Source organism: Exiguobacterium sp. SH1S1, assembly GCF_004337245.1.
GTDB lineage: Bacteria > Bacillota > Bacilli > Exiguobacteriales > Exiguobacteriaceae > Exiguobacterium > Exiguobacterium aurantiacum_A.
Genome location: NZ_SJUZ01000007.1, coordinates 45,971 through 65,490 on the forward strand (window position 1 = coordinate 45,971; position 19,520 = coordinate 65,490).

Below are 19,520 nucleotides of genomic sequence, written 5' to 3' on the forward strand. Positions count from 1 at the left end.
TAACGAAAAAAAGAAGGGTTTCCCCTCCTTACCGTGTCGACCGTGTCCGCAATTGTTGAGCGAGGAAGGCCGTCCCCCCACTAAGTAACGCCAACACGCCGCTGATCATGACGAGTTCCATCGTAACCCCACCTTCCCGCTGATACCGATTCTCATTATCATCTATACTATATCATAGTTTTTAGCATGAGAACATCACAAAAAAATCCCGCCTCACAGGCGGGATTCGGTCGTTATGCGTTGACGTCGTAACCTTGTTCTTCGATAGCTTCGATCATCACTTTGACGGAAATCTTATCGTTATGGATGACATCGACTCGATGATCTTGTAACGAGACGATGGCCGACTCGACGCCTTCTAACTCGGTCAAAGCCCCTTCAACCGCTGCCTTGCAATGGTTACATGTCATACCTTCTACTTTCAAGACTGTTTCATTCATTTGGAATGTCCTCCTTGTTTTTTTAATCGCAGTGCGTTCAATACGACCGAAACCGAACTGAACGCCATCGCTGCCCCAGCAATCCATGGAGCGAGCAAACCGGCCGCGGCAATCGGTATACCGAAGCTATTATAGGCGAGCGCCCAAAATAGGTTTTGACGGATGTTTCGCATCGTGAGCGCACTCATCTCGATCGCCCGATCCACGCCTTCGATATCTCGACCCATGATCGTCACGTCCGCCGCTTCTAAAGCGACGTCCGTCCCGCTGCCGAAGGCGATACCGACGTCCGCGACGGCGAGCGCAGGCGCATCGTTCATCCCGTCACCGACCATGGCGACGCGGCCACGTTGTTTCAGTGCCTCGATGTGGTCTGCCTTCTCGACGGGCAACACCTCGGCAATGACGTTCGTTTCAGCGATGCCTAGTTCACGCGCCACGTCGAGCGCGACTTCTTTTCGGTCTCCCGTCAAGACATACACTTGTCTCGTCGTCGCAAGTCGTTGCACGACAGCCCGGCTACCTTCTTTCAACCGGTCTTGAAGACCGAACGCCGCCACGACTTCAGATTCACTCGCCACGTAAACCGGCGTCATCGCTTGCATGTCCCAATCAGGCAACGTGAATCCGGCCTCGCGCATCATCCGGACCGAACCGATAAGAAGCTCTTTCCCATCAACGACCGCTTTCAATCCTCGGCCCGATAACTCTTCGACCCGTTCCACGTGCCCGACGCCGGCGCCGCGTCCGATCGCTTCCGCAAGTGGATGCGTCGACTGACGTTCGGCCATGACCGCCCGTTGTAAAAACGACTCGTCCCCGAACGTCGCCACGACTTCAGGCGTCCCGTTCGTGAGCGTCCCCGTCTTATCGAACACGACGATATCGACACCGTTCAATGATTCGAGTTGACCGCCCCCTTTAAAGAGGACGCCTTGTTCAGCCGCACGGCCGGTCCCGACCATGATCGATGTCGGGGTCGCAAGTCCGAGCGCACACGGACAAGCGATGACGAGGACGGCGATTGAAGACCGAATCGCCATATCGAGATCATTAAACCCAAACAACCAAACGGCGAACGTGACGGCACTGATGGCGACGACGATCGGTACGAACACGCCAGAGATTCGGTCGGCCTGCCGTTGAATCGGTGCTTTATCCGTTTGTGCCTGTTCGACGACACGGACGATTTGCGCAAGCATCGTCTCGTTGCCGACACGCTCTGCCGCCATCAAGAAGCGGTGTGTTCGATTGATCGTCCCACCGACGACATCAAAACCGACGCCTTTTTCAGACGGGATCGATTCGCCGGTCAGCATCGATTCATCAATGACCGTCTCACCTTCAACGATCTTACCGTCGACCGGCACTTTCTCACCTGGACGGACGACGATCACGTCGCCGACGTTGACAAGGTCGATCGCCACCGACCGTTCTTCCCCGTCGACGAGTAAGATTGCTTCTTTCGCCTGCAGCGACAGAAGCGATTTGAGCGCATCTGTCGTTTTTTCTTTCGCCCGTGCCTCCAACCATTTCCCGAGCAATACGAGCGTGATCAACACAGCGCTCGTCTCGAAGTAAAGGGACGGATTCATCGGATGGACGAGCATTTCGAACACGGAATAGAAGTAGGCGGCGGATGTCCCCGTCGCGACGAGGACGTCCATATTGGCCGCCCCGCTCTTCAGGCTCTTATACGCCCCTTGATAAAACTGGGCCCCAATCCAAAACTGGACCGGTGTCGCGAGCGCGAATTGCCACCACGGGTTCATGAGCCAATCGGCATGGAACATTAACCCAGGGATATGGGTAATCATGACGAGTAAGAGCGGCGCCGAAAGAAGCGCCGAAATGAGCACTTTCCGTTCTAGTGGGCGGAGGTCATGTTTCGGTGTGAGCTCGACTTTTCGTTCCGCCCCGTAGCCGATCTTCTCGATCCGGGCGATCAGCTCCTCTTCGGTGATGCCGTCCTCGACGCGAATTGTCGCCGTCTCGAGCGGCAAATTGACGGTCGCATCGACCCCGTCCATCTTATTCAATACTTTCTCGATTCGGGCTGAGCATGCGGCGCATGTCATTCCTTGAATCGACAGTTCGACAGTCTTCATACGAGCACCTCCTTACTTTTTAATGCGGCTGACAATTGTCATCAATTCGTCAATGTATGGATCCATATCTTCCGTTTCACTCGCATGGACCAAGCATTTACGCATATGACGCTCAAGCAGCTGCATCTCGACTTGCTTTAACGCGGCTTGAATAGCCGACGTCTGCGTCAAGATATCGACGCAATATCGGTCGCTCTCGACCATCTTTTGAATCCCACGGACTTGGCCTTCGATCCGGCGCAGCCGCTTACTGAGCGCAACTCGCTCGGCGTCTTCGCGCGGGACGAGCGGCTGTTCGTGCAAGAATTCATCCATTGTTATCACCTCACGTCTAATATACCCCTACCCCGTAATGGTGTCAAACGTATGAAATAAAAAAAGAGCGACAATTGTGTGTCGCCCTTGCTTGATTCAGTTGCGTTGAAACGCTTCGCTTTTCAAAACCGTCCGCAAAATCTTACCGGTCGTATTTCGCGGTAACTCATCGATGATCTCGATGTGGCTCGGCTGTTTATACTTGGCAAGTTTCGTCGCTGCGAACGCGCGGATCTCGTCGACCGACAGCTCATCGCGGGTGACGATAAACGCCTTCACCGCTTCACCTTGCTCGGCATCCGGCACGCCAATGACGGCAGCCTCGACGATACCCGGGTGTTGGTATAACACTTCTTCGACTTCCCGCGGGTAGACGTTATAACCACCGACGATGACCATATCCTTTTTCCGGTCGACGATGTAAAAATATCCGTCCTCGTCACGTTTCGCCAAGTCGCCCGTGTAGAGCCAGCCGTCCCGAAGCGTCATCGACGTCTCCTCAGGCAGTTTGTAATAGCCTTTCATGACGTTCGGACCGCGGACGATCAGTTCCCCGACTTCGCCGACACCGACTTCTTCACCGAGCTCGTCGACGATTTTGTTCTCGACGTGGATGATCGACGGACCGATCGATCCCGCTTTCCGTTCTCCGTGGAGCGGGTTGAAACAAGTGACCGGCGACGCCTCTGACAGGCCATATCCTTCGAGGATCTTACACTCGAACTTTTGTTCAAACGATTCGAGCAGTTGGACCGGTAAGCTCGCCCCGCCCGAGACGAAGACGCGGACGTGCTTGAGCGCCGACGCGTAAGCCGGTACTTTCAGCGCCGTTTGTAACAAGAAGTTGTACATCGTCGGCACACCGGCAAAAATGCTGACCTGATGCTTCGGAATGAGATCGAATACGTCTTGCGGCGAGAACTTCGGCAAGATGATGATCGTCGCCCCGCGCAAGAGCGGCGCATTGACGATGACTGTCAAACAGAAGACGTGGAACATCGGCAGCGCCGCGAGCGCCTTATCGTCCGGTGTGATCTCGAGATATTCTCCGATTGAGTGTGCGTTCGAGAACAAGTTGAGGTGGGTCAACAGCGCTCCCTTAGGTTTACCTGTCGTCCCGCTCGTATATAAGATGACGGCGACGTCTTGTTCATCGACCTCGACTAGCGCCGTCACGCCCGAGGCGAACGCTTTTGAAAACGGCATAAATTCGATATCCCCTGTGCGCTCGATTGCGGGCACCTCCGCATACGGTACCGAGATGACAAGCTTCAACTGCGGCAAGTTCGTGAGCGCCGTTTCGGCTTGCGCGACGAGCGGCGACAAGGCGACGATCGCTTTCACGTCTCCATCGAGTAAAATGTAAGCCATCTCGTCCGGCGTATATGTAGGGTTGATCGGAATGACGATTCCCCCTCGCGCGAGGACCGCAAAATAAGAAATCAAGAACGCCGGGCTATTCCCGAGGACGAGCGCGACGTGGTCCCCTCTGTCGATCCCCTTCTGTTCAAGCGTCGATGCCATCGCTTGGACTTGTCCGAAAAACTGTTCGTAGCTGACCGTGTCCTCCCCGAACACGTAGGCCGCCTTATTTGGATGCGCGGCCACAACCCCTTGTAACGCTGTGACTAAGTTTGCCATGGTAATCCCCCTTTAGAAATGAATGACGATTCACTCTTGAGCCGTAAAAAAGAGCACGGCAACCGCGCTCTTTTTCAGTTATCTCTATTGTACATGAAACATCTCAGGAAGAAAACGCTTTCAAATCCATCATCTGTAAATGATATAGTCCGGACCGGCTTTGGACGTGAACGAGCGCTTGCAACGCTTCGTCGTCCATGAGCAGATCATCGATCAACTTATGAAACATCTGTTTCTTCTCGTCAGTCGTCGCTGTGATGATAAAGATCATTTCTGCACAGACCGATTCCCCGGCGATCGTCCGCACGTCGAACGGACGGTTCAAGTGGAGCAGCGTGATGCCATCGCGCTTTGAGACCTGGTTCGGCACGTCGATGACAGCGACCGGGATGGCGACGTCCGTCACTCCGGACGGGATCGTGCGCTCCTGTTCGATGATGACTTGCGCAAACGTATCATCGACTATCCCTTTTCCTTCTAGCTCAAGACCAATCGCGAGCATGGCTCGCTCGAACGTCGGTTGATCGGTCACCCACATCCAGTTCGTGTCCATCCATTCTGTGATGAAACGGCACATCTTCATTCCTCCTATTGGCTCATCTCCATTAACGAAAGCGCTTGCACTGATTATGATACGCCTTCCCGCAACGACTCGCAACGCTACACACAAGGTTTCACGAAAACGCCAAAAAGGATGGTCTCTGAAACAGACCATCCTCCTGCAAAATCGCCTCAGCTAATGAGATCGACCAGTTCTTCTAAGTCGACGTTACCGAAGTAATGCTTGACGTCGAGGTGTGACAATTGTTCCCGAATCGCGGCTCGTTCGAATCGCGTCCCGACGAGTGCTTGCTCGACGTCGTGGATATCACCGACGCCAAAGAAGTCGCCGTAGATTTTCGCTTCTGTGATCGTCCCTTTATTGACGTTCAAACGAACGTCAATTGTGCCGATCGGGAAACGACGCTTCGATTCGACGTCGAACTTCGGTGACTTCCCGAAGTTCCAGTCCCAGTTCGCGTAGCGTTCTTTCGAGATGTCTTGAACGATTTCCCAGTCCTCGTCACGGAGCACGTAACGTTCCGGGTCTTGACCATCATAGATCGAGTGGAGGAGCGCCTCGACGAACCGTTCCATCTCCATCTCTTCCTCTAAAAATTCCGTGATGTTGGCGACCCGGCTCCGGACCGACTTGATGCCTTTTGAGCGCATCTTCTCTTCCGAGACGTTGAGCGAGTTGACGACTTCCTCGATGTTCGAGTTGAACATGAGCGTCCCGTGGCTGAACATGCGACCGCGCGTCGTGAATTGGGCGTTCCCGCTGATTTTCCGTTCGCCGACTTGAATATCGTTACGACCGGTCAATTCTGCTTCGACACCGAGTTGTTTGAGCGCATCGACGATCGGCTGTGTGAACTTTTTGTAGTTGTTGAACGAATTGCCGTCATCTTTCGTGATGAAGCTGAAGTTCAAGTTGCCTTCGTCGTGATAGACGGCACCGCCGCCAGACAAGCGACGGACGACGTCGATCCCGTTCTCTTCGATATACTTTAAGTTGACTTCTTCTGACGTGTTCTGGTTTTTGCCGATGATGATCGACGGGCCGTTAATGTAGAACAAGAAGTAGTCCTCATGCTCGACGTTCAAATGCTTGAGGATATACTCCTCGACCGCCAAGTTGAGTTTTGGGTCCCGGATGTCCGGGTTAAAGATAAATTTCACAGTCGGTTTCCTCCTAATCGGATGTTCGTTAGTTGTATTATACGAGACGAATCACCCGCTCTACAACTTGTTTACTTCCACTCACCGCTCATAATGCGCTTCAGCGCGTTCGCGACGCCGTACTCATCATGACGTTCCGTGACGTGGTGGCTGATCGCGATCAAGTCGTCGTGACTGTTGCCCATCGCGATCGCTTTGCCGGCGACTTCAAACATCGGCACGTCGTTCAAGTTGTCACCGATGACGACGACTTCTGACAAATCGACACCGAAGTGCTCGGCTAATTTTTTGACGCCGTGACCTTTGTCGGCCCCGTTCGCCATCACTTCGATGTTGTCGTTCCCTGATGACGTGACGTATACCCCGTCGACACGCTCATCGATTTCAGTCCATAGTGATGACATCTTCTCAAAATGACTTGAGAACGCGATGAATTTATAGACGCGACCAGCCTCGTTTTTGATGAAGTCCTCGATATCCTCGACGAGACGGACGTCTTCGTTGACGTAATAACGCTTCCGGAAGAACTCATACATCTCGAGCGACCGGTCGTCACCGTTTTGCTTCAAGTTTTCCATCGTCGCATCGATCAAATCGAGGCGACTTGCGACAAGTCCCGCTTCCGAATACATCTCGTAGAAAATGTCTGAATACTTATGGTCTTGATGAAGCACCGACACGACTTCGAGCGCTTCTTCAACCGTCAAATCGATTTCATGGAGCACTTCTCCCGTTTCTGTCAAGACGCGGCCCCCGTTTGACGAGACGATCGGGCACGTGAGACCGGCTTCATCGAGAATCTCTTTCGCGTTGAAGTAATTGCGTCCCGTCGCAATCGCAAAGCGAATCCCTTGTTCTTCGGCGGCGCGGACGATTTCAGCCGTCTCCGGTGCGATTTTTGTGTGGTTGTGCAGAATCGTGCCATCCATATCGGATACGAACAGTTTATACGTTGTCATCAACATCCACTCCCTCTTTTTCTCTTTCGCTTCTAACTATAACAAAAAGAGAGGCCGACGGAAAAATCCGACACCTCTCTTCACAAATCCTTAACCAAGTTCTGCTAACTGTTTGATCTGCTCGTGGACGCTCTTAATACAGTCCGGCATGCCGATCCCGTCGTAGGCGATCCCCGCGAGCAGCACGCCCGGATAAACTCGGCTCATCTCGGCCCGAAGCGCTCGCACCCGGTCGGCGTGGAAGACCGCGTACGGCGGCAATCCGTCCCGTAGCCGGCTGACGACCGCCTGGAGCGGTGCGGCTTTGATGTTCATCAAACCGCCCAAGTCACGGAGCGCTGTCGCCACGATGTCCTCATCCGGTGCATCGACGATCTCGTCAGCACCCGGACGACCGAGGAAGACACGGAGAACGTGATAGCCGTCCGGCACGGCGTGTGGCCATTTTTGATCGATGAACGTACACGCCGTGATCATCACGTCCGCTTCTTGGCTCGTGACGAAGCCCGTACCGACGAACGGGAGCTCGATGTCTGTCTCTTTAAAGACGAGTGAGCACGTCGCGGTCGCATGCGGCTTCATATCGGCCAAGAAATCACTGTCGACTTTCGGTAAGAACTGACGAATGAGACGCGGCGGGACCGTCAGTACGAGACGCTCTGAATCCATATCGCCACGATTCGTGAGCAGACGATAGCCTGTCTCCATCTCCTCGACTTGTTCGACCGAACAGTTCAAGATGACCTCTGTCCGCTCGAGCCGTTCCGCGAGACGGTCCGTCAGCGACTTCAAACCTCGCCGGAGCGAAGCGAACTGTCCGACTTTCTTCGCGCCGACTTCAGCGACACGCTGTTCGGGACGAAGATGGCGCATCCCTTCATATAGACTGCCGTACTTCTTCTCACCTTCGATAAACTGCGGGAACGTCGACAGCGCACTCATCTTGTCGATATCGCCGGCATAAATACCCGACAATAGCGGCTCGATCAATCGGTCGACAATCGGATCTCCGACCCGTTCTCGAAGATAGAGGCCAAGTGAGACGTCCGTCTCTGGGGGAATGATGTCTGGGGGCGACAACAGTATGGCCCGCAATGCCGCGTGCTCGTCTTCTGACAAGAGCGACGTCTGCTTGAACGCGTCGACGTCGAGCGGGATGCCCATCACCGTCTGTTTCGGGATCGGATGTAACCCGTCATGATGCAAGACGTACGCTTGGCCGACCCCGTTCCGGACGAGCTCGTCCCCGAGACCGACGTCATGGATCAACTCGGTCATCGCCGTCTTCCTGAACACGTAAGAGTCGGGGCCGCGCTCGACTGCAAATTCACCGGTCTCAAACGTATCGATTTTTCCGCCCAACCGGTCATTGGCCTCTAACAGCGTGATCGACACGTCTTCCGGCAAATAACGCTCGGCATAAAAAGCGGCGGTGAGACCTGTGATCCCACCACCGACAATCGTCAAATTACGCATGATGCACGATCACGCTTTCCATCCGATCTGCGACGGCTTCGATGAAGCTCCGCTCTGCGTTTGGCATGTTTGGACGTGCGTAGTGAACGCCAAGGCGGTCACAAACGACTTTACATTCCACGTCGTTGTCGAAGAGCACTTCAAGGTGGTCAGCGACGAAACCGACCGGCGTATAGACGAACGCCTCGTAGCCATGTTTTTCGTGAAGTTCAGCCGTCAAATCTTGGACGTCCGGCCCGATCCAAGGATCCGGCGTGTTGCCTTCAGACTGCCAACCGACCTCATAGTTGATGACACCAGCAGCTTGCGCGATCTTATCTGCCGTCTCTTTCAACTGATCCGGGTACGGGTCGCCACCAGCCAAAATCTTCTCTGGCAAGCTATGCGCCGACACGATCAAGCATGCCTTTTCGGCTGGGACCGGCAAGTTCGCGAACGTCTCTTTGATCGCTTCAGCCCACCAATTGATAAATTTCGGCTCATCGTACCACGACTCGACCGAACGGATCTCGATGTCGTATTTCGCCGCTTCTTCATGGGCGCGTCCGTTGTAAGACTTGACGCTATATGACGAATAATGAGGGGCAAGAACGACTGAGACCGCTTCTTTAATGCCGTCGTTCGCCATTTGCGCGACCGCATCCTCGACGAACGGTTCGATGTGCTTGAGACCGATATATAATTTGAAGTCGATTTCACCAGCGTGACGCTCGTTCAAAATGTCTCGAAGCGTCTCCGCTTGGTCGATCGTGACCTTCGCGAGCGGAGATACGCCCCCGATCGCCTCATAGCGTTCCGTCAAGTCTTGGAGCGCTTCCGGTGCCGGCTTGCGTCCGTAACGGATGTGCGTATAATATCGTTCAATGTCTTCCGGTTTATATGGTGTTCCATAAGCCATTACGAGTAATCCGACTGTTTTCATGATGATTTGCCTCCCATTTTTTCACGTGAATAGTCATGGATAAATGCCGTCAATTTGACGAGTACGGCCGGGTCGACTTCTGGGAACACCCCATGTCCCAAGTTGAAGACGTAGCCCGGTTGTTTCATCCCTTCATCGAGGATTTCTTTCACTTTCTCCTCGATGACCGGCCATGGTGCCAGCAAGAACGACGGGTCCAAGTTTCCTTGCACCGCTTTCGTAATGCCGCGATCGCGCGCTTCTTGAACCGACAAGCGCCAGTCGAGCCCGACGACGTCGATTGGCTGATCTTGCCATTCTTCTACAAGATGGCTCGCTCCGACACCGTGCATGATGAGCGGGATGTCGAGTGTGCGCAATTCAGTGAAGATGCGCTCAGTCGTCGGTTTAATGTAACGGACATAATCTTTGCGGCTGAGCGTCCCGACCCATGAATCGAACAATTGGAACGCTTGGATACCGGCCTCGGCTTGCGCTTTGGCGTACGTGATGACCATGTCTCCAAGTTTGTCCATGAGCGCGTTCCAAACGTCCGGCTCAGCATACATGAGTGCTTTCGTCCGATGATAGCTTTTCGATGGACCGCCTTCAATCATATAGCTCGCAAGCGTGAACGGTGCTCCCGAGAATCCGATGAGCGGCACTTCAAGACGCTCTCGAAGCAAACGGATCGTCTCGAGCACGTACGAGATGTCGTCAACATTCAGCGGTTTTAAGCGCTCGACGTCCTCCATCGTCCGATACGGATTATCGATGACCGGGCCAATCCCGCTCTTAATTTCTACATTGACGCCCATCGACGGGAGTGGCGTCATAATATCTTTGTACAGAATGGCCGCGTCGACTCCGAGTTGCTTGACCGGGAGTTCCGTCACGTAGGCGCATAGTTCTGAATCGTGTGTGATTTCGAACAACGTCCTCGTTTTCTTGATCTCACGATATTCTGGTTGGTAGCGTCCGGCTTGGCGCATATACCAGACCGGCACATAGTCTGTCGCCTCTCCTCGAAACGCCTTCAAAATAGTATCGTTCATACGTCGCGTCATTCCCCTCTATAATTCTCCTACACTCTTCTTCTATAGGTATGTGAACTCAAAAACATTATACAGAAATTAATTAGAATAATGCTAATGTGAAGCATTTTCATTGTGTTTTCATTGTGTCATTTCTTTGTCGGATACGTGCGGAACGCCGAATTGAGCTGACCCCGGATCAAATCATCACGCTGTTTCGTCGATAGACGTTTTTCGCGCTCTTTAATGTCTTGAATCCGCCATCCGTCCTCAAGTTTTGACGCCACGTCGATCAACCGCTCGACGTCATGGAAAGAATATTTACGTGAGCCTCCCTTTGTCCGCTCCGGGAAGACGAGTCCTTTCGCCTCATAATAGCGCACTTGTCGTTCAGAAAGCCCGGTCAGTTCGGTAATAACGCCCATTCCAATCACTTTCTTCGACTTGTAGTCCATCGTCCGCCATCTCCCTTCTCAAAAAAACTATGTCAGATAATCTGACAAATTGCAATCCAACCCGTTCATTTCGTCTTAAACTGAAACCAACTTTTGAAATCACACTTGCTAAAAGGAGGAATCGCAACATGGAAGAAATTATGTATTATATGGACACGCTGTTCGTACTCATCGCTGCACTGCTCGTCTTGACGATGCAACTTGGTTTCGGCTTACTCGAGACTGGGACGCTCCGGGCTAAAAACGCCGGGCATGTCGCTGTCAAACAAATCATCAGCCTCTCTGTGGCGGCACTCGCCTTTTGGGCCGTCGGGTTCGGCCTCTCATTCGGGAATGGTACCCGCTGGTTCGGGACTGAAGGATTCTTTTTAAACGGATCGTTCACGAGCCTCGATTGGGCCAACGTCTCGCTCGACATTAAATTCTTGTTCCAATTGTCATTCGTCGCCGTTGCGCTCGCAATCGCTTGGGGCGGATTTGCGGAACGGGCTAAACTGTCGGCTTACGTCTTATTCGGTATCTTCTTCGTCGCCATTCTCTATCCGATCGTCGCTCGCTCGGTTTGGGCGGGTGGACTCCTTGGCTCAATGGGGATGCAGGACTTCGCAGGCTCAGCCGTCGTCCATCTTCAAGGTGGGATGGCCGCCCTCATGGCGACGATCATCTTGAAACCACGACGGAAAACAGAATCACTCGCCGGTCATAACCACGTCTTGACGGTCGTCGGCGGACTCGTCCTTTGGCTCTGTTGGTTCGGATTCAACGCAGGATCGACGATGTCGGTCGCTGACGGATTCTTCGGTTATGTCGCACTTACGACGATGCTCGCTACGGCTGCCGGTGCGCTCGGCGCGCTCGCCATCGTCATGATCCACAAAAAGACGGCCGACATCCCTTCAGTCGTCAACGGTGTCCTCGGGGCGCTCGTCGCCATCACAGCCGCTTGTGCCTTTGTCGAACCATGGGCCGCTGTCGTCATCGGCGCCCTCGCTTCCATCGCAACATACGGCACGAGCATCCTCATGGCGAAGTATATCGATGACCCACTCTGTGCCTTCTCAGTCCACGGTGTCGCTGGCATCATCGGAACACTCGCACTCGGGTTCTTCGCATCACCGCGTCTCGTCGAGATCACCGGCATCGGTTCGGCCGGCCTCTTCTACGGTGGCGGTTTGTCACAACTCGGCGTCCAGGCGCTTGGTGTCTTGATCGCAATGGTCATCGCCGGAGGCGGAAGCTATGTCTTCTTAAAACTACTCGACGTGACGATCGGTCTCCGTGTCACTGAGGAGCAAGAAGACGTCGGACTCGATATCGCCGAGCACGGTGTATCGGCGTACGGTGAAATCGATGCGGAAACTGACACTCCGGCTCGTCTGCCGAAGATTCTCGGCTCGAGCGTGTCGGTCATGTCACCAAAAAAATAACAGCAGTCAAAGGGACACCCTTCACGCGCGTGGAAGGGTGTCCCTTATTCATTTCAACCGCCCTAAATAGTAACGGATGACAAGATAGCCGAGCACGACTCCCGCGACCGCGTCAACTCTAGCACCGAACGCGACCGACCCAACCGTCAGGACGACCAACTGACCAATCAGCAAGCGGTTCATCCACCATTTGTAACCCACCAACCGTTCAAGACGCGTGATCGGCAACCATGAAGCGATCGACATCGTATCGAGTCGTTTGAAGAGCGGCACGAGTTGGAGTGCCGTCAAACCGACGAACAGCGGGACGACCAAGCCGACATACCAGCCACCCGACAACCACATGACGATGAACGCCACGACAGAAAGGCGGAACACGAGGTCGAGCGAGTCTTTCGAACGGATGACGCGTAAGCCATAGACATAACGCGCGGCATCCGCGCGTCTGAGCACCGAACGCTCGAGCGCTCGCACGATGATACTTCTCTCCTTCACTTCCTCCCGCATCGCCGGCAAGTCGACGAACCAACTGATGACACGGTCGAACTGCGCCTTGCTCTTCTGCTCGAGCGTGAGCCAATCAAGGAGCGGGATGCGGTCGTGTCGTCTTAGATGAAGCAAGACAAGCGCGACAAGCGCCGGCACCGGCGTCAATAACGGGACACCGAAAATCATGATGACTCCACTCGCGAGCGCACTGAAGAGCACCACGTTTGAGACCAATTCGAGCTTTGCGAGGCGACCCGCTGCCGAAAGCAACACGCTCGCTGCGACGATGGCGCCTACTTCTGCCGGCGTGAGCGCTTGCGTCCGGACGATGAGCGGCAAGACGACGAGCATGGCGACGAGCGCCCGAACGCTCGCGAACACGACGTTGAACAGACGGATCCCGTTCATATACGAACGGATATCACCGAGCTCTGGCAACAAAAACACTTGGTCCGCTTCTTGAAGCAACGTCCGCGGCCGATGACCGAGTGGCAAGAGCAAGAACACGAGCGCGACGACCCATTCGCTCGGAAACGCCGGGTCGAGTTCGTTTAAAAATTGATTGTAGACGAATCCCCCGTAAATGAGCGTGAAGTAGAGCGTGAACAAGAGACCCCCGTTCGCCACATAGCGGCTATACTTCACGACTTCTTCCATCCAACTACTGAACCGAGCGTTAAACACCTTCATTGCGCCCGCTCCTCGGCCTCGATCGCCTCGACATAAATGTCATCGAGCGTCGCGTCAGGACGGAGCGCATATTTTTCACGCAACTGCGCTGCCGTACCGGTCGCGATCACGACTCCTTGATGGAGAAACACGAACCGGTCACAGTGACGTTCCGCCGTCTCGAGGATATGCGTCGACATGAGAATCGCACACTCTTGTTTATACTCATCAAACAGGCGGAGCAGTTGACGGATCGCGAGCGGATCGAGACCGACGAACGGTTCGTCGACGATCAAGAGCGGCGTCTTCGTCACGAGCGCGCTCAGAATCATCGCTTTTTGGCGCATCCCTTTCGAGAAGACGGATGGGAACCAGTCCAACTGTTTCTCCATACGCATGTCGCGGGCCAATCGTTCCGTCCGCATCTCGAGGTCACGGCTGTCGATCTCGTACGCTTTCCCCATCAACAACAAATGTTCACGTAACGTCAACGTGTCATACAAAATCGGCGTCTCAGGTATATAACTTATTTTCTTGCGATAATTTTTTTCGGACGATTGCAACGTTTCTCCGTCGACTTCGACTGATCCCGAAATCGGTTCAAGCAATCCTAAAACATGTTTGATCGTCGTCGATTTCCCGGCACCGTTTAGCCCTATCAGCCCGACGAGCTCACCTTTTTTTACTTCAAACGAAACATCATGTAGCACTTGTTTACCTATATAACCGCCGTTCAAGTGTTCGACGTGTAACATGAAAACTCCACCCCTTATTTTCAACTTTTTTTTGTGATATATGTTTTAAAAATTGTCACATGGGAATATTCTCTACTGTAAGGCATTTTAAAAACTTATTCATCACTTCCATTGTTCCATAAAATTGTTATTGAGAACAATGGACAAAACAGAGAGGAGAATGTTTGCATGGGTTTTATTCTTTATTTGATTGTCGGGGGTATCATCGGTTGGTTAGCAGGTCTTATTTTAGGTAAAGACGTACCAGGCGGCGTAATCGGTAACATCATCGCTGGTATCATTGGTGCTTGGCTTGGCGGATTGATCTTCCCTGATTTCGGACCGATCATCGCTGACATCGCGATTATTCCAGCACTTCTTGGTGCGATTATCTTGATCTTGATCGTATCGTTCGTTATGAAATCAATGAACAAGAAACGCTAATCAAGTGCTACAAAAATGGGACCCTCGACACGAGGGTCCCATTTTTTCGTTCAACTTAACAGTAAATACATCGCCCCGTCGCGTTCGATGAAGCGTTTATCCGTTTCTAGACCGAGCAACGTGAAAATCGATTCGAACAGTGAGCGATCGTAACGCCACTCGATCCCAAGCTCTGTCTCGATTCGTTCATTCGGTTCACCGAGGAGTGCGACCATATCGTCCGTCCGTTTGTCCAAATCGATGTCGATTTGGTTCACTTTCTTTTTAACAAATGTCACATCCATGCCGTCATACCGCCACACGTCGCTGTCCCGTTCAAGCGGTTCACCGAGCTGTTCGACGACCGCTTTCTCCCGCTTGTTCATAACCGACTCAATCGTTTCAAGCGAATGCCCGGTCCTCGCCTCGACTTCAATCTCGATCAGCTCGACCCGCTCGATATCGAACTGACCGGCAATCGTCTCGTTCGCTTCGGGCTGTAGCGCGAAAGCGAGCTGTTCCTCCCGAACGAGCGTCACCGTCTCCGTTCGCGTGACGGTCTCCCCGTTCACGACCGCGACGGCTTTGACGTCGTACCGGCCTGGCATCCGTTCGACCGTCAAGCTGTCGCCCGCCGCATCAATCCGGCCTACTTGTGTCCCATCGACCCATATGTTCGTCAATGGCACGTCTGACGTCGCAACGAACGTTTGCGGTAACAGCTCAATCCGATAATCCGCAAAGCCGAACCGGCCGTCTCCCGTATCAAGCAAGCGGAACAACCCGACTGACTCCATACCTTGACGTTCATCGGCGCGGTCCGCCGCCACCTCAGAGATCGCCTCACCTCGAATCGACTTCTCTTCGTTCAGCCAACGCATGAACCGGAGTGCCTCGGCACGCGTAAGCGGCTCAGTCTCATATTCAACCGTCTGCTCAAAGAAAGCGACGTCTTCCGTCAACAGAGCCTCTTTAAATCGAACGTGGATTTGCGCGTTCGCCTCTGCCGGCTTATAGCCCCATATATAGATTGCACCCGTCGCTAAGACGAGCAAAACGGCTAGGACGATGACGAGGCGAATCTTGCGCTGCCTTATCGTCTTCTTCGATCGTTCATAAGCCATTCTCTCCACTCCTATCACTTTCTCTTGTCCTTCTATTGTAGGATGACGTGAGAACGAGGACAATCATTCTTTCGCCTGAACTTCCGTGTTATGATGAAATCGATCAGTCATTTCATGAATGGAGGAAATACGATGCATACCGATGCCAATTGTATCTTTTGTAAAATCGTCAACAACGACATCCCTTCTTACAAGGTGTACGAAGATGATGACGTCGTCGCTTTTCTCGACATTTCCCAAGTGACGAAAGGCCATACCCTCGTCATCCCGAAACATCATGCCAAAAACATTTATGAACTACCGAGTGACGTCGCAAGTGACGTCTTTAAAGCAGTACCGGGAATCGCGAGTGCGATTCAACGCGAAACGGGCGCGATCGGGATGAACGTCCTCTCGAACGCCGAACAAATCGCCGGTCAGACGGTGTACCATTTCCATATTCACTTGCTCCCGCGCTACAGCCACGAAGACGGCTTCGACGCGAAATGGGAAACCCATAACGATGCGTACACGCCAGAAGAAATGAACACGCTCGCGGCTCAAATCAAACAACGTGTTTGAACGAAACAAGCGGACCAGACTCCTCCGAGAGCCTGGTCCGCTTTCTTGTGTGTCATGACGAGTTGATCGAATTGAAGTGCCGCTTCCGCTCTTCTTCAATTTGTGCCCGTTCTATTTGCAATTTGATCGCATGCTCATACAGTTGCTGACGAGATTTGACAGACTCCGCTTGTTCGAACTCTTTTCTTAATTCATTTAGACGGGTGTCGATTTCAAAAAGTCGCTTTTCAAGCAAAGTTTGTTTACGCGTCTGTTCGTTCTGTTCTGACGCTTCGTATCCCGCCTCGAGTGCTTCCATTATTTTATGTGCCCAAGGGTCATCTCCCAGTTGTTTCGCCGCGTTGTACAAGTCTAGCATGTCATCGAACCAACGCTTTTGCTTGTCCACTGGAGGTCACCTTCCTTTGACCTCATTTTAAAATAAAATGATTTTTCGGTCAAAATTGAATGTTCTGAAAAATTTTATTTGAGATATAGGTTTTTAATCTCTCTTTTTTGGTAAAATAATATGAAAAGAATGTATTCTAGCATTATCGTGCTTGAGGAGGGGAATGTATTGTCGAGTCACAATCGTCGCGAGTGGGTTGCTTTTGGCTTTGTCGTAGCGTTTTTAGGCGTGGCGGCAGTGAAAAAGATTGCTCGTGGAACAGCCAACGATGCCGCATCGAATCAGCATCGGGCGTCTACAATCACTACGTTGAAAGAACAATTCCAAAAAGTTGCCAAAGATGCTTCACAAGTGGTGGCGGCTGGTAAGTTGCAAGGCAAAGAATTGACGGATCAAGTGAAAGCCGAGGTCGAACGCTATCAACAAGACATTCAGCCTTCAATCGAGCAGATCCAAGGAAACCTAAACGAGCTTTCAAACGTACAGTCAGATATGACCGAAGCGAAAGCGAAGAAGACCGACTGACCGGTCTTTAGGCATCGTCCGTCGTTTTAGTCACTTTGTATCCGGAAAGGATGAATTGAGATGGAACATGAAAAAGAATTCTCTGGCCCTGAGGCCATGCTCTATAGTCATAAAATCATTCAGCTCAGTAAAGCATTGTGGAAGACGGTCGAAAAAGACTGGCAGAACTGGATCAAGCCTTTCGATTTGAACATAAACGAGCATCATATTTTATGGATCGCCCACGCACTCGGTGGCGCCTCAATCTCTGAGATTGCGAAATATGGCGTGATGCACGTATCGACCGCGTTCAACTTTTCGAAAAAATTAGAAGATCGTGGTCTCCTCACGTTCTCTAAAAAAGAAACGGACAAACGTAATACTTATGTACAGTTGACGCCTGAAGGCGAAGCGCTCTTGCTCGAAACAATTCATGCGTTCGACCCTGAAGAGAACGGTGTGTTCCGTGCCTCGCTCCCGTTGCAGGAGTTATATGGGAAATTCCCGGACTTGACGGACATCACGGCCATCGTCCGCCGCCTGTACGGCGACAACTTCATGGACATCTTCGCTGAAACATCAAAAATGATTTCTGAAGAGGCCGGACGTCGTCCCGAAGATGACGAGCTGACTAAAGAAGCTTGACGTGCGCGTAAAGGGGCTCTGTGATTTCGAGAGCGATCCCTTGTTTGACGCACGCCGCCAAAATGACCCCAGGGTCTAACGACGGATGCAACATCCCGACGAAACTGACGAGCAAAGGCTCTACGGACGACAAGCCGTAACGCCTTTGCTCGTTTTGTTGATTGTTGATTTCGTCGAGCAGTCTATAGAAGTCCGCAACTTCTTCCTTCGTCAAGTTTGCTTTGATGACTTCATATTCAAACGGCCGACTCGACCAATCGACTAGTCCGAGCAACAGCTCCATCTGAAAAGACAACTGATTAACTTTCTCTTCTAGCGACACGTTTCCCACCCCATCATTTCACATTCTCTTTCATCATTATACGACACGTTTCTGTGCTATGATACTACACAGGTAACCGAACAGCTGTCATGATTAACAAAATGTGGTATAGTCGAACATAGAAACTTATAGATTTTTAGGGGTGGAATATATGTCAAATGGAATGACGAATGAACCAAACAAACAAAACAAAAAGTTTTCAACTGGTGCCCTTGTCGGCGCATCGGCAATCGCGCTTCTCATCGGTGTAGGCGGTACGTACGCTGCAACGAGCGGCGGATCTTCTGACAACTCAGCTGTTGTCTCATTCGAAGGTGGCGAAATCACGCGCGGTGAAATCGCGGACATGAGCTACGACCGTATGGTCCCGCAACTCGCTTTCCAAGAAACGATGAACGCACTTCTTGAAAAAGAGTATGGCGACAAAGTAGAGCAAGAGAAAGTCGACGAAGAGTTCAGCAAGACGGAAGAGCAGTTCAATTCGAAAGAAGAGTTCGAACAAGCGATTCAACAGGCTGGCATGGCAGACACGGATGAGTTCAAAGAGGCACTCCGCGGCCAAATGCTCGTCGATGCTGCGAAGTCTGAACTCGTCGACGTGACGGACGAAGAAATCGAAGCACAATTCGCCAAAGAGAACGTTGAAGTCCAGGCGAGCCATATCCTCGTCGAGACGGAAGAAGAAGCGCAAGCCATCATCAAAGAAATCAACGATGGCGCTGATTTCGCAGACGTCGCGAAAGAAAAATCAACAGACACTGGTTCAGGCGAAAAAGGCGGCGACCTCGGTTACTTCTCAGCCGGCGCCATGGTTCCTGAATTCGAAGCATACGCGTTCCAAGAAGATGTCGTCGGTAAAGTCTCAGAGCCGGTCCAATCACAATTCGGATTCCACGTCATCAAAGTCGTAGACCGTAAAGAAAAAGACCTCAAGCTCGAGGACGAGAAAGACCGCATCCGTGAAGAATTGGCGACTGAAAAAGCAGCTTCAGTCGACGCCAACAAAATCTACGCTGAGTTGATCGAAAAATACAACGTTGACGTGAAAGACGCGAAAGCCTCAACACAGTTCGACGCAGTAAAAGACGCACTCAAAGCGGAAGAAGAAGGAACATCAGAAGAAGCACCGGCTGAAGAGTCGACAGAACAATAAGCAACAGGCAGGCGTCCCTCGGGATGCCTG

The 19,520-nt window shown here is 52.4% G+C and carries 22 protein-coding genes; 6 read left to right on the top strand and 16 right to left on the bottom strand.

The window, feature by feature from the left end:
• Positions 1-233: 233 nt before the first annotated feature.
• The 11 genes from EVJ23_RS12340 to EVJ23_RS12390 form a co-directional block, all read right to left on the bottom strand.
• A complete protein-coding gene (locus EVJ23_RS12340) occupies positions 234-440 on the bottom strand; it encodes a cation transporter (RefSeq protein WP_131441594.1) in 207 nt (68 codons plus the stop codon).
• Positions 437-2,548: a heavy metal translocating P-type ATPase gene (locus EVJ23_RS12345; protein WP_131466159.1), complete on the bottom strand. Its 2,112-nt coding sequence runs from the start codon at positions 2,546-2,548 to the stop codon at positions 437-439. Before EVJ23_RS12345 ends, EVJ23_RS12340 begins: the two co-directional genes overlap by 4 nt.
• 12 nt (positions 2,549-2,560) lie before the next feature.
• Complete coding sequence (locus tag EVJ23_RS12350) at positions 2,561-2,863, bottom strand: metal-sensitive transcriptional regulator (RefSeq protein ID WP_070327854.1); 303 nt, start codon at positions 2,861-2,863, stop codon at positions 2,561-2,563.
• Positions 2,864-2,959: 96 nt separating this feature from the next.
• Positions 2,960-4,504 carry a long-chain-fatty-acid--CoA ligase gene (locus tag EVJ23_RS12355; RefSeq protein ID WP_131466161.1) on the bottom strand — a complete coding sequence of 515 codons (1,545 nt, stop codon included), beginning with the start codon at positions 4,502-4,504 and terminating at the stop codon, positions 2,960-2,962.
• A gap of 103 nt (positions 4,505-4,607) precedes the next feature.
• The gene (locus tag EVJ23_RS12360; protein ID WP_236633773.1) at positions 4,608-5,081 is read right to left on the bottom strand and encodes a PTS sugar transporter subunit IIA; all 474 of its coding nucleotides are present in this window, start codon (positions 5,079-5,081) and stop codon (positions 4,608-4,610) included.
• A gap of 155 nt (positions 5,082-5,236) precedes the next feature.
• A complete protein-coding gene (gene lplA, locus EVJ23_RS12365; protein WP_131441598.1) occupies positions 5,237-6,226 on the bottom strand; it encodes a lipoate--protein ligase in 990 nt (329 codons plus the stop codon).
• A gap of 71 nt (positions 6,227-6,297) precedes the next feature.
• On the bottom strand, positions 6,298-7,191 hold the full coding sequence (locus EVJ23_RS12370; RefSeq protein ID WP_071399224.1) for a Cof-type HAD-IIB family hydrolase: 894 nt from the start codon (positions 7,189-7,191) through the stop codon (positions 6,298-6,300).
• Positions 7,192-7,275: 84 nt separating this feature from the next.
• On the bottom strand, positions 7,276-8,661 hold the full coding sequence (gene hemG / locus EVJ23_RS12375; RefSeq protein ID WP_131466165.1) for a protoporphyrinogen oxidase: 1,386 nt from the start codon (positions 8,659-8,661) through the stop codon (positions 7,276-7,278).
• Entirely contained in the window at positions 8,654-9,583 is a 930-nt protein-coding gene (hemH, locus tag EVJ23_RS12380) for a ferrochelatase (RefSeq protein ID WP_131466167.1), read from the bottom strand. Before hemH ends, hemG begins: the two co-directional genes overlap by 8 nt.
• Complete coding sequence (gene hemE / locus EVJ23_RS12385; protein ID WP_070327861.1) at positions 9,580-10,629, bottom strand: uroporphyrinogen decarboxylase; 1,050 nt, start codon at positions 10,627-10,629, stop codon at positions 9,580-9,582. Before hemE ends, hemH begins: the two co-directional genes overlap by 4 nt.
• Before the next feature lie 116 nt (positions 10,630-10,745).
• A complete protein-coding gene (locus EVJ23_RS12390) occupies positions 10,746-11,051 on the bottom strand; it encodes a MerR family transcriptional regulator (protein ID WP_131466169.1) in 306 nt (101 codons plus the stop codon).
• A gap of 128 nt (positions 11,052-11,179) precedes the next feature.
• Between EVJ23_RS12390 and EVJ23_RS12395 the strand changes: the two genes are divergently transcribed.
• Positions 11,180-12,478 (top strand): ammonium transporter, encoded by a 1,299-nt coding sequence (locus EVJ23_RS12395; protein ID WP_131466171.1) that lies wholly within the window; start codon positions 11,180-11,182, stop codon positions 12,476-12,478.
• 48 nt (positions 12,479-12,526) lie between these two features.
• Here the strand turns inward: EVJ23_RS12395 and EVJ23_RS12400 are convergent, their stop codons facing one another.
• Positions 12,527-13,657 carry an ABC transporter permease gene (locus EVJ23_RS12400; RefSeq protein WP_131466173.1) on the bottom strand — a complete coding sequence of 377 codons (1,131 nt, stop codon included), beginning with the start codon at positions 13,655-13,657 and terminating at the stop codon, positions 12,527-12,529.
• Positions 13,654-14,391: an ABC transporter ATP-binding protein gene (locus tag EVJ23_RS12405; protein ID WP_131466175.1), complete on the bottom strand. Its 738-nt coding sequence runs from the start codon at positions 14,389-14,391 to the stop codon at positions 13,654-13,656. The genes EVJ23_RS12400 and EVJ23_RS12405 overlap by 4 nt, the downstream gene beginning before the upstream one ends.
• A gap of 168 nt (positions 14,392-14,559) precedes the next feature.
• Here EVJ23_RS12405 and EVJ23_RS12410 point away from each other — a divergent pair, with 168 nt between their 5' ends.
• A complete protein-coding gene (locus EVJ23_RS12410) occupies positions 14,560-14,814 on the top strand; it encodes a GlsB/YeaQ/YmgE family stress response membrane protein (RefSeq protein ID WP_070327866.1) in 255 nt (84 codons plus the stop codon).
• 50 nt (positions 14,815-14,864) lie between these two features.
• Here EVJ23_RS12410 and EVJ23_RS12415 read toward each other — a convergent pair whose 3' ends face one another.
• A complete protein-coding gene (locus tag EVJ23_RS12415; protein ID WP_131466177.1) occupies positions 14,865-15,917 on the bottom strand; it encodes a hypothetical protein in 1,053 nt (350 codons plus the stop codon).
• 132 nt (positions 15,918-16,049) lie between these two features.
• Between EVJ23_RS12415 and EVJ23_RS12420 the strand changes: the two genes are divergently transcribed.
• On the top strand, positions 16,050-16,478 hold the full coding sequence (locus EVJ23_RS12420) for an HIT family protein (protein WP_201739240.1): 429 nt from the start codon (positions 16,050-16,052) through the stop codon (positions 16,476-16,478).
• Positions 16,479-16,530: 52 nt separating this feature from the next.
• Here EVJ23_RS12420 and EVJ23_RS12425 read toward each other — a convergent pair whose 3' ends face one another.
• On the bottom strand, positions 16,531-16,866 hold the full coding sequence (locus EVJ23_RS12425; protein ID WP_071399216.1) for a hypothetical protein: 336 nt from the start codon (positions 16,864-16,866) through the stop codon (positions 16,531-16,533).
• Between the two features lie 168 nt (positions 16,867-17,034).
• Between EVJ23_RS12425 and EVJ23_RS12430 the strand changes: the two genes are divergently transcribed.
• Both EVJ23_RS12430 and EVJ23_RS12435 read left to right on the top strand, forming a co-directional pair.
• The gene (locus tag EVJ23_RS12430; protein WP_236633774.1) at positions 17,035-17,391 is read left to right on the top strand and encodes a hypothetical protein; all 357 of its coding nucleotides are present in this window, start codon (positions 17,035-17,037) and stop codon (positions 17,389-17,391) included.
• 60 nt (positions 17,392-17,451) lie between these two features.
• Entirely contained in the window at positions 17,452-18,015 is a 564-nt protein-coding gene (locus tag EVJ23_RS12435) for an HTH-type transcriptional regulator Hpr (protein ID WP_070327870.1), read from the top strand.
• On the opposite strand, the gene EVJ23_RS12440 is transcribed toward EVJ23_RS12435, so the two are convergent.
• Positions 18,002-18,337, bottom strand: a complete 336-nt coding sequence (locus EVJ23_RS12440) for a DUF1878 family protein (protein ID WP_236633775.1) — start codon at positions 18,335-18,337, stop codon at positions 18,002-18,004. The genes EVJ23_RS12435 and EVJ23_RS12440 overlap by 14 nt on opposite strands.
• A 151-nt stretch (positions 18,338-18,488) precedes the next feature.
• Here EVJ23_RS12440 and EVJ23_RS12445 point away from each other — a divergent pair, with 151 nt between their 5' ends.
• Positions 18,489-19,490 (top strand): peptidylprolyl isomerase, encoded by a 1,002-nt coding sequence (locus tag EVJ23_RS12445; RefSeq protein ID WP_131466183.1) that lies wholly within the window; start codon positions 18,489-18,491, stop codon positions 19,488-19,490.
• The last annotated feature ends 30 nt before the right edge of the window (positions 19,491-19,520 follow it).

Bases quoted from the DNA above. Each gene is read 5' to 3' on its own strand.
- EVJ23_RS12350 (WP_070327854.1), bottom strand. From the start codon at position 2,863: ATGGATGAATTCTTGCACGAACAGCCGCTCGTCCCGCGCGAAGACGCC.
- EVJ23_RS12435 (WP_070327870.1), top strand. From the start codon at position 17,452: ATGGAACATGAAAAAGAATTCTCTGGCCCTGAGGCCATGCTCTATAGT.
- EVJ23_RS12420 (WP_201739240.1), top strand. From the start codon at position 16,050: ATGCATACCGATGCCAATTGTATCTTTTGTAAAATCGTCAACAACGAC.
- EVJ23_RS12445 (WP_131466183.1), top strand. From the start codon at position 18,489: ATGTCAAATGGAATGACGAATGAACCAAACAAACAAAACAAAAAGTTT.
- EVJ23_RS12410 (WP_070327866.1), top strand. From the start codon at position 14,560: ATGGGTTTTATTCTTTATTTGATTGTCGGGGGTATCATCGGTTGGTTA.
- EVJ23_RS12360 (WP_236633773.1), bottom strand. From the start codon at position 5,081: ATGTGCCGTTTCATCACAGAATGGATGGACACGAACTGGATGTGGGTG.
- hemG (WP_131466165.1), bottom strand. From the start codon at position 8,661: ATGCGTAATTTGACGATTGTCGGTGGTGGGATCACAGGTCTCACCGCC.
- EVJ23_RS12345 (WP_131466159.1), bottom strand. From the start codon at position 2,548: ATGAAGACTGTCGAACTGTCGATTCAAGGAATGACATGCGCCGCATGC.
- EVJ23_RS12370 (WP_071399224.1), bottom strand. From the start codon at position 7,191: ATGTTGATGACAACGTATAAACTGTTCGTATCCGATATGGATGGCACG.
- hemE (WP_070327861.1), bottom strand. From the start codon at position 10,629: ATGACGCGACGTATGAACGATACTATTTTGAAGGCGTTTCGAGGAGAG.
- EVJ23_RS12395 (WP_131466171.1), top strand. From the start codon at position 11,180: ATGGAAGAAATTATGTATTATATGGACACGCTGTTCGTACTCATCGCT.
- hemH (WP_131466167.1), bottom strand. From the start codon at position 9,583: ATGAAAACAGTCGGATTACTCGTAATGGCTTATGGAACACCATATAAA.
- EVJ23_RS12400 (WP_131466173.1), bottom strand. From the start codon at position 13,657: ATGAAGGTGTTTAACGCTCGGTTCAGTAGTTGGATGGAAGAAGTCGTG.
- EVJ23_RS12340 (WP_131441594.1), bottom strand. From the start codon at position 440: ATGAATGAAACAGTCTTGAAAGTAGAAGGTATGACATGTAACCATTGC.
- EVJ23_RS12405 (WP_131466175.1), bottom strand. From the start codon at position 14,391: ATGTTACACGTCGAACACTTGAACGGCGGTTATATAGGTAAACAAGTG.
- EVJ23_RS12390 (WP_131466169.1), bottom strand. From the start codon at position 11,051: ATGGACTACAAGTCGAAGAAAGTGATTGGAATGGGCGTTATTACCGAA.
- EVJ23_RS12415 (WP_131466177.1), bottom strand. From the start codon at position 15,917: ATGGCTTATGAACGATCGAAGAAGACGATAAGGCAGCGCAAGATTCGC.
- EVJ23_RS12355 (WP_131466161.1), bottom strand. From the start codon at position 4,504: ATGGCAAACTTAGTCACAGCGTTACAAGGGGTTGTGGCCGCGCATCCA.